The 12668-nt window shown below is 58.5% G+C and carries 8 protein-coding genes; 2 read left to right on the top strand and 6 right to left on the bottom strand.

Going from position 1 to position 12668, the window contains the following annotated elements; translation table 11 throughout:
* Nucleotide 1: 1 nt before the first annotated feature.
* Nucleotides 2–4156 carry a hypothetical protein gene (locus ACKUG4_RS19500; protein ID WP_445434634.1) on the bottom strand — a complete coding sequence of 1385 codons (4155 nt, stop codon included), beginning with the start codon at nt 4154–4156 and terminating at the stop codon, nt 2–4.
* 219 nt (nt 4157–4375) lie between these two features.
* On the opposite strand from ACKUG4_RS19500, the gene ACKUG4_RS19495 reads away from it, so the two are divergent.
* Both ACKUG4_RS19495 and ACKUG4_RS19490 read left to right on the top strand, forming a co-directional pair.
* On the top strand, nt 4376–6838 hold the full coding sequence (locus tag ACKUG4_RS19495) for an EAL domain-containing protein (protein WP_445434633.1): 2463 nt from the start codon (nt 4376–4378) through the stop codon (nt 6836–6838).
* A gap of 46 nt (nt 6839–6884) precedes the next feature.
* Nucleotides 6885–7679, top strand: a complete 795-nt coding sequence (locus ACKUG4_RS19490) for an iron-containing redox enzyme family protein (protein ID WP_064598456.1) — start codon at nt 6885–6887, stop codon at nt 7677–7679.
* Between the two features lie 62 nt (nt 7680–7741).
* On the opposite strand, the gene ACKUG4_RS19485 is transcribed toward ACKUG4_RS19490, so the two are convergent.
* The 5 genes from ACKUG4_RS19485 to ACKUG4_RS19465 all read right to left on the bottom strand — a co-directional run bounded on the left by ACKUG4_RS19485 (nt 7742) and on the right by ACKUG4_RS19465 (nt 12613).
* Entirely contained in the window at nt 7742–8668 is a 927-nt protein-coding gene (locus tag ACKUG4_RS19485) for a GGDEF domain-containing protein (protein WP_445434632.1), read from the bottom strand.
* Nucleotides 8669–9030: 362 nt separating this feature from the next.
* On the bottom strand, nt 9031–9771 hold the full coding sequence (locus tag ACKUG4_RS19480; protein ID WP_039770568.1) for a YciK family oxidoreductase: 741 nt from the start codon (nt 9769–9771) through the stop codon (nt 9031–9033).
* Nucleotides 9772–9846: 75 nt separating this feature from the next.
* Entirely contained in the window at nt 9847–10518 is a 672-nt protein-coding gene (mupP, locus tag ACKUG4_RS19475; RefSeq protein WP_445434631.1) for an N-acetylmuramic acid 6-phosphate phosphatase MupP, read from the bottom strand.
* Nucleotides 10519–10522: 4 nt separating this feature from the next.
* Complete coding sequence (gene ubiG, locus ACKUG4_RS19470) at nt 10523–11221, bottom strand: bifunctional 2-polyprenyl-6-hydroxyphenol methylase/3-demethylubiquinol 3-O-methyltransferase UbiG (RefSeq protein ID WP_039770564.1); 699 nt, start codon at nt 11219–11221, stop codon at nt 10523–10525.
* Between the two features lie 57 nt (nt 11222–11278).
* Nucleotides 11279–12613, bottom strand: a complete 1335-nt coding sequence (locus ACKUG4_RS19465; RefSeq protein WP_085647504.1) for a TRZ/ATZ family hydrolase — start codon at nt 12611–12613, stop codon at nt 11279–11281.
* Between the last annotated feature and the right edge of the window lie 55 nt (nt 12614–12668).

The raw sequence follows: 12668 nt of genomic DNA, 5'->3' as shown, positions 1-12668 counted from the left end.
GTCAATTCCATAGCACTTCCAGTGCGTTGGCCGTGCCGTCGTAGCCAAACTCTTTGACGATCACCGAGCAACTGGTGCATGGGGGCATGGTCGTGGCCACATCGACCGAAGCGATCATGTGGTTTTCGGGATATTTCTGGCGAAGCACGTTGATCAGTTTGGCCTCGCTGTCCAGAGAGGTCGGCCGGCGGGTCAGTGCAGGTGTGTAGGTGTCGATGTCCTTTATCGTATGGGGGATCGCCACCAATCGCCCTTCGCTTGAGACTTCCAGCGAGGTTCTGTTGAAGGTCTGGCCGAAGTCGATGTTGAAGTAGGTAGTATCACCCACAATCATTCTGTCCGGCGCAAACGGAGGCTTGAACAGTGGCAATTCTCCGGTAAGTCCCTGGGCGCCGGAAACGCTGACATATACCTCGCGCTTGCCGGTCGATGTCACGATGTCGGCGTAGGCGATGTTACGTGGGTTCTGGCCCTGGAAATGAGGCGGGAGCATCGCTTGAAGCTTGTCCATTGTCCGATTGATTTTCAGGTCGGCGCTTTGTTGGACATTGATGGTTTTCTCGGCAAACAGCGTATCGAAGATGTCGGCGGCTCGTTGGCGAAACGTATCCGAAGCGTCTCGGCTGCGTGACCAGGATGCAGCACCATCCGGAAGCCGGCTGACGATCATGCGCGTGGAATGATCGAACAACACCGCCTCTCCGGGAGAGGTGTCGACTTTAAGCAGTTTGAGCGTGTCGGGCGGGTTCTTATGGCCGCCAATGCGAATGGCAATATTCTCCATGGTTGCGAGGGCGCGTTCTACGGTTGGAATACCGTAGATTCTCGCCATGTTGTTGGCATGGAGCGATCCGGTGTAGACCTTCATCAGTTCAGCCTTCAGATCGGCAGGCAGGCTGGTGGCCTTGCGCAGCGTCAAAGAGCTGGAGATGCCTTGTCCCTTGGGTAATTCCGCAATGTAGAAGGCTCCGGCGCCCAGTCGGGTGAACACATAGTGCCTTGAGTCGTCGATGGCGGGGACGATGATTGCGCCGGCCTCGAAGGTGTCGAACCGATTCCGGGTGCCGACGGGAATATCCACTCTGATTCTTCCGTAAATCCCTTTTTGAAACGCTATCGTCGCCGGGAGTCTGCTTTTCTTTTTCAGGGTCTTGAGCAGCATCGCTCGATCCGGAACGGCCGGGGTATAAATGCAGTCCCCGAACCAGGGTGCCCAGTCTTTATCGGTGTCGTAAGTCCCGCTGGCTGGCGTGGACGCCGGATCGCGGGTGACATAGCTCGTTTTGCATGCATCTGAACCCGGCATGCGCCGCACTCGGCAAGGTATGGTTTTGAACATCGATTGATCATCGATCAGGTCAGCGCGTCGCAGATGACCCCCGTCCAGGCGATAAGGGATGTCATCAATCAGCAGCGTGGTTCGTCCATCGACTTCTAGCATTTCATGGATACGGGCGTTCTCCGGCACTTGCGTCAGGGCATGGGATTCGGTTGGCGGCAGCAACTGGTAACTGGATCTGCCCTGGATGAGGTTTCTGCTGTCATTGCGCAGGCGCGGGCCATAGGGCAGCGAGGTCACCGGGTCGACCAGATGCAGTCGTTTCGGATCCGAAGGACTTGCAGGGCGAACGAGTACGTCATCGATGCCGTTGACCGTTGCCAGCTCGTCAGTACTTGTCAGCGGCTTCCAGCGCCCGGGGTCGATAGCCTGTGGCAACTGGTCGGCCAGTTGATAGCCGTCGGCCTTTCCCGTCAACTTTTTGATACCTCCAAGCGTTGCCCGACCACCGGCGAGCAATCCTTTCCCTGCGCCGCTCAACAGTCCTTTGAGTAGCGTCGGTATGCCATCCAGTGGGTTCAGGTTTTTTATTGAGGAGGTCAGGAGCTTGCCGGTCAGTGCCGAGAAAGAAGGCAGGCTGGCCTTGACGACTATATTCGAAGCGCCGCTCGCGGCTCTGGCCAGTCGTACCGAGCCGGACAGAAATTTACCCATAGGGAAGAGAAAGGATGCCAGATCCACCAGGAGCCCTACGCCGCCCATGATTTTTTTCGTGATATCACCCGACATGAGATCGTCGATGCTGCCCCAGAAAGGCACGAATCCTTTGACGATATTTTCAAGCACCTCCAGTCGTTTCTCTATTTTGGCCCTGATTTTGTCGAACGCGGTCATACCCCGGGCCTGGAGGCGCAGTTCTTTTTCATCGACGTACAAATGATTGGTTGCGATGAGGTGAGCCACTTCTTTCAGTCTGCTTGCAAGGTCTGTCGCTTCACTGGCGGGCGTTGAGTCGGGGAGTACCGCAGCTTTCACCCGACCCACTGTATCGAGGATTCCTATGCAGGACTGCTTGTCAGCGGGTGCCCTGCCGTGGACATGGGCGGTACTGTCGAGAAGCAACGAGGTACTGATGTCGCGTTCGGGTGAATAGGTTTGTCCGGGGATCGAGGCATGTAGCGGGTATTCTTCGCGAACGCCGTTGATCGTCGAAAATCTCAGAGTGGTTCTGGGGCGAATGATGCCGGCGCTCGGGATGAGTTCGTAATAGACGATGTCATCGCCGTGGGTCACCTTCAGAACGTAACCCTTGCGAGCCTTGAGGTCTGCCCACTCTTCGCCTTGCTTGATGCGCTGGCGTAACCTCAGCACGTCAATGTCACCCTGGGCCAGAATCCGGCGTTCAGGAAGTGTCAGAGAGGCCAGCATGCTGGCAATCAGGGTTTCGAAAGCCTGCCTGATGATCGTCAGGTAGTCCTTGAAGGCCGTTTCGAATTTGGCGTTGATGTCGGGTAGTGTCCCGCCCGCCCATTCGGGAGCGTGGTGTGAGGTCCGTTGATAATCGCCTTCTGAATTCATGCGTTCGGAATAGAGCACTCGCCGATCGTCAATCCTGAGCGTTATAACGCTTCGTGTCTTGCCATCGGACTGGGTGACGACCCATCTTTTTCCTTCTTTGATCTGACCATCCGCATAGAGGTCGAGGAAATCGTGTCCCGGCAGCTTCAATGTCGGTGTGGATCGGGATCCTATATAACGTGTGTCCTCTGGCAGCAGCTTACGGCCGTCTTGCTCGAAAAAATGACTGCCAAGTACGATGTTTTTGAACTCTCGGGCCATTTTCAGCCGTTCGGGAAGCGGGATGTTCAGATTCATCACCGCTTTGTTCAGGCTCTCGTTCTGGCTGTCCAACGCTGCCATTGCCCGTTCGATGTCCTCTTCGGCGTAGTCGGATTCCGTTCGCGATTGGACAATGCCCATGCAAACCGCCCACTCCAGCGCGGGACCCATCCTCAGTTTTGTTATTTGCTCAAGTTGCTCGGGAGTGGCGCTGGCACTCCGTACCAGAGGCAGGTCGACGAGCTGTTGAAAAGACAGCAATTGCGACCGGTTCAAGTCAAGCGCTTCGGCCAGTAGCACACCATGCATGAAATTGACCCATACGGCCGAGCTCTTGTAACGCAACTCGGGAGGGATGTCGGGCACAGAGAAATCTTTCGAGAGTCGGGTCTGGAAGATTTGCGCCAGTATTATCGCCTCTTTGGTACTGCCCACCCGGCGAGTGTCCAGCAAGTGCTGTTCAAAATCATGGCGCAGGGCCTGGTAGCTTTTGCCCCAGAGGGCAGGAGCCCGCCAACTGAAACCGGCCAGTTCTTCCGGTGCTTCGGATGAAGGCGCAGCATTCAGGTATAGACAGATGGCTTTGCACATCAGTTGATGTCGGACGCTGTCCGGTGTCTGTTCGCCAGGCTGCGCGCCATACCACTTGAGCTTTTTCAGCAAGCGGACTGTCAGATCCTGTGAGTTGACAGAATTGAGTATTCGTTGAAGAAACACTGAGGGTGTCGCGCGTACTTCCTCGATGGTGGGCTCATGCAATACGTCTCCAGCCAGGCGACGGATCAGCATTGAGCTGGCACCCAAGAAGTCCTTTACGGTGCCGTAAATGCGATCGTTGACACGCGTTGCCTTGTACATGTCGATGGTCATGGATTGGGCAAGTTCGGGCTTGGCGCGCAGAAGTGAGTTGAACCGTCTTCGATCCCGGGCGGTCGGTAGGGAAGTCAACGCTTCGATGTCCGGGCTTTCTCCCAGTCCCAGGGCTTGCCAGGCGCGCAGTTCTTCAGTTTCGGGTGCAGCTAAAAATGTCGATGTCATATCGCACTCCTTGTGTAAGTTTCCACGCTCAGAGCGTGAAACCTGAAGTGGCCATTAAATCGAGCCCTGAAACCGTGCTGGCTATACATATATATACAGAGCAAGCCTGTACTGCACTGAGGCTGATCCGCCGCTTGCCGGAAACGGGTTCGCCTCCTAGTCTTTGGAGGTTGGTCTGATAGAGACGGACAATCAGGCAGTGACCACGCAAGGAATCCCATGAAGCAAAAGCGGACTCTCGGAACGCCTCGGTTGCTGGGCATCGTCTGGCCATTTATCGCCGTCGTATTGTTTCAAGCCTTGTTGGGGGGCGTGAGCCTCTATGTCCTGTCGGCCGTTCGTGGTTATGTGGCGGGCGAGAGTCTCTGGTCCAAGGGCCAGAAAGACGCCATCTATTACCTCAATTTGTATGCCGATAGTCGTGACGAGGCGATTTACCTCAAATATCAGAACGCAATCGCCGTGCCTCAGGGCGGTCATCAGTTGCGTCTGGCACTGGACAGACAACCGCCCGATCTGCAATCGGCGCGCGAGGGCATCCTCAAGGGCGGCAACCACCCGGACGATGTTTCCAGCCTGATCTGGCTGTACCTGAATTTTCGTCACTTCAGTTATCTGGAAATCGCCATCGACCGCTGGACGCTGGGTGACGCCTATCTGGTGGAACTCGATGATGTCGCCCGGGAGATGCATCGGTCCATCATTGCCAATGCTGCCACCGAGGCGGATATCCGGCGCTGGAAGGACCGGATCTTTGCGATCAACGACGGCGTGACGCCCGCCGCCAAGGCCTTCAGTGATGCCTTGGGTGAAGGGTCGCGGGTGATCCTGCGTCTGTTGCTGTTCACCAACCTCGCCACGGCGCTGGGCCTGATCGTGCTGGCATTGCTGCGTACCCGCAAACTGCTCAAGCAGCGACATGCCTTCGCCGAGGCCTTGCAGCTGGAAAAGGATCGGGCTCATATCACGTTGCAATCGATTGGCGACGGGGTGATCACCACCGACGTGAGCGGGGCCATCGAATACATGAATCCGGCCGCCGAAGCCCTGACCCACTGGAAAGCCGAGCAGGCGGCCGGGTTGCCACTCGCGGCACTGTTCAATCTGCTGGACGACAACGCCCAGACCGAAGGACTGACCCTGATCGAGCATATTCTCAGCGGCCAGCTCAGCGGAGGCAGTGAACACTCCAAGCTGATCCAGCGGCTCGATGGCAGTACGGTGTCGGTGACCCTGGTCGGGGCACCGATTCGTAATTCCGACAAGGTCAGCGGCACCGTGCTGGTGCTGCATGACATGACCCAGGAGCGGCAATACATCGCCAATCTGTCGTGGCAGGCCACTCATGATGCACTGACCGGCCTGGCCAACCGCCGCGAGTTCGAATACCGCCTCGAACAGGCCCTGCATAACCTGACCCGGCAAGCTGGACGCCATGCGCTGATGTTCCTCGACCTCGACCAGTTCAAACTGGTCAATGACACCTGCGGGCACGCGGCCGGCGATGAATTGCTGCGGCATATCTGCGCGTTGCTGCAATCCGGCTTGCGCGAGGGCGACACCCTGGCGCGGCTGGGGGGGGACGAGTTCGGCATCCTGCTGGAGAACTGTGCCCCGGAGGCCGCCGAGAAGATCGCAGAGAGTTTGCGCCAGACCGTACAGAACCTGCATTTCGTCTGGAAGGGGCGACCGTTCCTGACCACGGTGAGCATTGGCCTGGTGCATGTGGCGCAGACGCCGACCACCCTCGAAGCCTCGCTGCGGGCTGCCGACATGGCCTGCTACATGGCCAAGGAAAAGGGCCGCAACCGGGTGCAGGTCTACCATGCCGACGACTCGGAGCTGTCCCTGCGGTTTGGCGAGATGGCCTGGGTACAGCGACTGCACATGGCCTTGGAAGAAAACCGTTTCTGTCTTTACGCCCAGGAGATTGCTCCGCTGAGTTCGATTGCCGGTGGTACGGGCGGACACATCGAGATTCTGCTGCGACTGCACGATGAGGCAGGCCGGATGATCCTGCCGGACAGTTTCATACCGGCGGCGGAACGTTACGGATTGATGACATCGCTGGATCGCTGGGTTGTGCAGAATGTATTTAAGGTTATTGCCCAATGTATTAACGATAAGTGTCAGGGTCCTCTGGCAATGTGTGCGATTAATCTTTCAGGCATTACTATCGGAGATGACGCGTTCTTGCACTTTCTGCGGGAACAGTTTGATAACTACGGCATACCGCCTGAAATGATTTGTTTTGAAATTACAGAAACCAGTGCCATTGCAAATCTGGGTAGTGCAATCAGATTTATCAATGAACTCAAAGGCTTGGGTTGTTACTTTTCCCTGGATGATTTTTGCGCCGGAATGTCTTCATTCGCTTATCTGAAACATTTGCCTGTAGACTTCCTGAAGATCGACGGGAGTTTCGTAAAGGATATGCTGGACGACCCGATTAACCGCGCTATGGTCGAAGTGATCAATCACATCGGGCATGTCATGGGTAAGCAGACAATTGCCGAGTTTGTCGAGACAGTGCAGATCGAGCAGGCATTGCTTGAAATCGGCGTGGATTACGCTCAGGGTTATGTTATTGAACGCCCGCAGTTGTTTACCTGTGACAGTTTGCAAAGTCGGCCCGCCAGACCGCAGCCGTTGTTGTTCAAGGCGCCTGGCACATTCCGTTGAAGTCTCTTGCCGATCCTTACAATCACAAATCAAAAGGAGCCGAACAGTGATCGACACATTCAACCGAACCGGACCACTCATGGAAGCTGCAAGTTATCCCGCCTGGGCGCAACAGTTGATCCAGGATTGCAGCGAGAGCAAACGCCGGGTTGTCGAACATGAACTTTATCTGCGCATGCGTGATAACAAGCTCAGCGCCAGAACCATGCGCCAGTACCTGATCGGGGGCTGGCCCGTCGTTGAGCAATTCGCGTTGTACATGGCGCAGAACCTGACCAAAACCAAATTCGCCCGCCACCCGGGCGAGGACATGGCGCGGCGCTGGCTGATGCGCAACATTCGCGTCGAACTCAATCATGCCGATTACTGGCTGCACTGGAGCCGGGCCCATGGGGTGAGCCTGGAAGATCTGCAGGCACAGCAAGTGCCACCGGAATTGCACGCCCTGAGCCACTGGTGCTGGCACACCAGTTCGGCGGATTCGCTGATCGTGGCCATCGCGGCCACCAACTACGCCATCGAAGGCGCGACTGGGGAGTGGTCGGCGCTGGTGTGTTCGACGGGGGTCTATGCCGCCGCTTTCCCTGAAGAAGATCGCAAACGGGCCATGAAGTGGCTGAAGATGCACGCTCAGTACGATGACGCCCACCCGTGGGAAGCGCTGGAGATCATCTGCACTCTCGCCGGGCTAAACCCGAGCAAAGCCTTGCAGGCGGAATTGCGACAGGCCATCTGCAAGAGTTACGACTACATGTACCTGTTCCTTGAGCGCTGCATGCAGCTTGAGCTGTCGGAGCGGGTGTTGGTCGGGCGTGAGCGTCGGGCGCTGGTCGAGAGCTGATTTGGGCGACACCCATAAAAAAACGGGAGCCTTGGCTCCCGTTTTTTGTTGGCTGCGAAAATCTAGCCCGCCATGGTCAGGCGATTGCGGCCTTCGCGCTTGGCGACATACAGCGCGCTGTCGGCGCGACGCAACAGGCTGTCGGCGGATTCGCCCGGCAACAGGGTCGAGCAGCCGAGGCTCACGGTCAGTTCGATCAATTGATTATTGGCGAAGTAATCCTGGGTCTGCGCCGCCTGACGCAGGCGCTCGCCGACCATGGCGGCCGCATCGCGACCGGTGTTGGACAGCAGGATTAGAAATTCTTCCCCGCCATAACGGAACACCATGTCGACATTGCGCAACTGGCCCTTGATTGACGCGGCCACGGCTTTGAGGACGTCATCGCCGGCGCTGTGACCATGAAGGTCGTTGACCTGTTTGAAGTGGTCGATATCCAGCATCAGCACCGACAGTGGTTGCAGGTGCCGGCGCGACATTTCGATTTCTCGCAGCAACGTCTGCTCCATCGCAATGCGGTTACCGGCTCCGGTCAACGGATCACGCAGGGCGCTCTGAGTGGCGGCGCGGTAAAGCAATGCATTGCGCATCGGGTACAGCAGGGCCGACAGCAGTGACTCGAGATAACCCAGTTCCTGTTCGTTGAAGCGCTGGTTGCGGCGGAACACCAACTCACCCATATGCTCGCCTTCGTGGCTGAGGCTATAGCTCGCCGAATGGTGCCCGCGAGCACCGAACTCCAGGCGCAAGTCGCTGCCGTCGTGCACGTAGGTCAGGGCGTCCAGCGGCACCAGGCGCTGAACTTCGCGGAAAAACAGACCGAGGATGCGTTGAGGCTCAAGGCTGGTTTGCAGTTGCAGGCTCATGTGCTGGCGCAATTGCGCCAGGCTGACAGGTCGCGCCAGCAGGGGAGGCTGCTGACCAAAGCCCAGGCGTTGCAATTTGGCACTGTCGAAGTCAATTGCAGTGGTCTGGGAGGGTGATTTCATATGGCGTGAGCCCCTAAGCAGTAAGTCTGTCTTACAGGCTGGGTGAGAGCGGCTATGGGCTGCGCGTCATACTGGTCCATCAGTCCCGTAGGACATTTGGCGTAAGTCTAGTCTGCCCGATGACGATTAGTCAGCCATCGAATCAGGCCTTGCCCGACTGCTTTCACACGGCGTGCTTTGAGGACATGTAGAGCGAAAGTCGTGCCACACGGTTCATATTTTTTGAAAACTGTTAGGAATCAATAGCTTGAGATTTTTCAGTAAAGCGGGGTGGTGGTTATTTGACTGAGTTGGCGCTACTCAAAGCGGCAATTGCATGCCGCGACGGGATTCCGCCACGGCAACAATTGCGACGTATGGCATTACTGGGCGTTGAAGGCCTGGCCATTGATACCCGTGCTATCCGGGCCCATCAGGTACAAATAGACCGGCATGATCTCTTCCGGTGTCGGGTTGTTCAGCGGGTTCTCACCGGGGTACGCCTGTGCGCGCATGCTCGTGCGGGTGCCGCCCGGATTGATGCTGTTTGAGCGTACCGGCGCCACGCCGTCGATTTCATCGGCCAGAGTCTGCATCAGCCCTTCAGTGGCGAACTTCGACACGCCATAGGCGCCCCAGTAAGCACGGCCCTTGCGCCCGACGCTGCTGGAGGTGAACACCACCGAAGCATCCTGTGAAAGCTTGAGCAGCGGCAGCAGGGTGCTGGTCAGCATGAACATCGCGTTGACGTTGACCTGCATGACGCGCATGAAGTTTTCACCGGACAACTGCTCGATCGGCGTGCGCGGGCCAATGATCGAGGCGTTGTGCAGCAGGCCGTCGAGGTGGCCGAACTCGGTCTCGATCATCGCCGCCAGCTCATCGTATTGATGGGGCAGGGCGGTTTCGAGGTTAAACGGGATCACGGCCGGTTGCGGATGACCGGCCGCTTCGATCTCGTCATAGACCTGGGTCAGGTTGGCTTCGGTCTTGCCCAGCAGCAGCACGGTCGCGCCGTGGGCGGCGTATGTCCTGGCGGCCGCCGCACCGATGCCACGACCGGCACCGGTGACCAGAATGACCCGATCCTTGAGCAATTCGGGGCGAGCGGTGTAATCAAACATAAAAAACCTCATCAAGAGTCAGATCGTTCCCCTGCGCAGCAAAGGAATGCAGCCAATGACGCTCCGCGTCAGGTCTCAGCAGCTGCAGAGTGCGTTATCCAGCACCTTGCGCAATTCCAGCGGATGATCCACCACCACGTCCGCGCCCCAGTGACGAGGGTTGTCGTCGGGGTGAATATAGCCGTAGGTCACGGCAGCGGTCCTGGTACCGGCGTCACGACCGGATTCGATATCGCGCAAATCATCGCCGATGAACAGGACGGTCGACGGATCCAGATCAAGCATCTTGCAGGCCAGGGTCAGCATCTCGGGATCCGGCTTGCTGTTCTTCACGTGATCCGGGCAGATCAGCAGGGCCGAGCGCTCGGCCAGCCCCAGCTGCTGCATGATCGGCTCGGCGAAGCGCAGCGGCTTGTTGGTGACCACGCCCCAGACCAGATTGGCTTTCTCGATGTCGGCCAGCAATTCGCCCATGCCGTCGAACAGCTTGCTGTGCACGGCGCAGCCCACCAGATAGCGCTCGAGGAACTCCAGGCGCAACTCCTCGAAGCTCGGCGACTCCGGATCCATCGAGAACGTCACCGCGACCATGGCCTTGGCGCCGCCGGAAATTTCGTCGCGGATGTGTTTGTCGTTCATAGGCGGCAAACCGCGATCCGCACGCATCGCCTGGCAAATGGCGATGAAGTCCGGCGCGGTGTCGAGCAGCGTGCCGTCCATGTCGAAAAGGACTGCTCTGATGGCCATCGGCTTATTCCTCGCGCAGGGTCTGGATCATGTAGTTGACGTCAACATCCGCCGCCAGCTTGTAGTGCTTGGTCAGCGGGTTGTAGGTCAGACCGATGATGTCCTTGACGGTCAGGCCGGCCATGCGGCTCCAGGCGCCGAGCTCGGACGGGCGAATGAATTTCTTGAAGTCGTGGGTGCCGCGCGGCAGCAGCTTCATGATGTATTCGGCACCGATGATGGCGAACAGGTAGGCCTTCGGGTTTCGGTTGATGGTGGAGAAGAACACCTGGCCGCCGGGCTTGACCATGCGGAAGCAGGCGCGGATCACCGAGGACGGATCCGGTACGTGCTCGAGCATTTCCAGGCAGGTGACGACGTCGAACTGCTCGGGCATTTCTTCGGCCAGGGCTTCGGCGGTGATCTGGCGGTATTCGACGTTCACGCCGGATTCCAGCTGATGCAGTTGCGCGACTGCCAGCGGCGCTTCGCCCATGTCGATGCCGGTCACGGTCGCGCCGCGCTGGGCCATGGCTTCGCTGAGAATGCCGCCACCGCAACCGACGTCGAGGACCTTCTTGCCGGCCAGGTTGACGCGCTCGTCAATCCAGTTGACCCGCAGCGGGTTGATGTCGTGCAGCGGTTTGAACTCGCTTTCGCGGTCCCACCAGCGATGGGCCAGGGCTTCGAATTTGGCGATTTCGGCGTGGTCGACGTTGCTCATGATTCAATCCTCTAAAACTTGAAAAAGGCTGTAGCCCCGAAGTTTGCGCCGGGGTGTTTACGATTCGGTGTGGCCGCTGATGCGTCGGCCCCAGGCCCGGGCGGTTTCGCCGAGCTGTTGTTCGTCCAGTCGGGTCAGACGCCGGTCGTCAAGCAACTGCTTGCCGGCGACCCACAGGTGTTTCACGCAGTCGCGACCGGTGGCATATATCAGTTGCGAGACCGGGTCATAGACCGGTTGTTGCGCCAGGCCGGACAGATCGAAAGCGACGATGTCTGCGGCCTTGCCGAGCTCCAGCGAGCCGGTCTCGGCTTCGATTCCCAGGGCTCGCGCGCCGTTCAACGTGGCCATGCGCAGGGCCCGGTGGGCGTCCAGCGCGGTGGCCGAGCCGGCGACAGCTTTGGCCAGCAGGGCGGCGGTGCGGGTTTCACCCAGCAGGTCCAGGTCATTGTTGCTGGCCGCGCCATCGGTGCCGACCGCCACGTTGACCCCGGCCTGCCACAGGCGCTCCACCGGGCAGAAGCCGCTGGCCAGTTTCAGGTTCGACTCCGGGCAGTGGATCACGCTGGTGTTGCTTTCTACCAGCAACGTCAGGTCGTCATCGCTGATCTGGGTCATGTGCACGGCCTGGAAGCGCGGGCCGAGCAGGCCCAGCCGGCCAAGGCGGGCCAGCGGGCGCTCGCCGCGCTGTTCGACCGCTTGCTGTACTTCGAACGCGGTTTCGTGGACGTGCATGTGGATCGAGGCGTCCAGTTCTTCGGCGATCACGCGGATTTTTTCCAGGTTCTCGTCGCCCACGGTGTAGGGTGCATGAGGGCCGAAGGTGATCTTGATGCGCTCGTGATGCTTCAGGTCGCCGAACAGTTCGACGCCCTGACGAATGGCTTCATCGGCGCTGGCGGCACCCGGAATCGGGAAGTCGAGGATCGGAATCGCGATCTGCGCACGGATTCCGCTGTTGTGCACGCGCTCGCTGGCAACCTTGGGGAAGAAGTACATGTCCGAGAAACAGGTGATGCCACCTTTTATCTGCTCGGCGATGGCCAGATCGGTGCCGTCACGCACAAAATCTTCATCGACCCATTTGCCCTCGGCCGGCCAGATGTGGTTTTCCAGCCAGGTCATCAGCGGCAAATCGTCGGCCAGACCACGGAACAGCGTCATCGCGGCGTGGCCGTGGGCGTTGATCAGGCCGGGGCTGAGCAGCACGTCCGGCAGATCGCGGACTTCGGCGGCGTTACACTTCAGCGCTTCGGCACGCGGGCCGATGAACACGATGCGGCCGTCGCGGATGCCCAGGCCGTGCTCCTTGAGCACAACGCCTGCGGGTTCGACGGGTACCAGCCAGGTCGGCAGCAATAATAAGTCGAGCGCAATGGCAGGTTTCGGCATCGAGGGTCGGTTCCAGTGCTTTTGTGAAGGATGGCGAAGTATACCCGAGCGTCTT

Origin of the sequence: Candidatus Pseudomonas auctus, assembly GCF_048654275.1 — a bacterium.
Classification (GTDB): domain Bacteria; phylum Pseudomonadota; class Gammaproteobacteria; order Pseudomonadales; family Pseudomonadaceae; genus Aquipseudomonas; species Aquipseudomonas pharyngis.
This window is presented reverse-complemented; position numbering and strand designations above follow the sequence as displayed.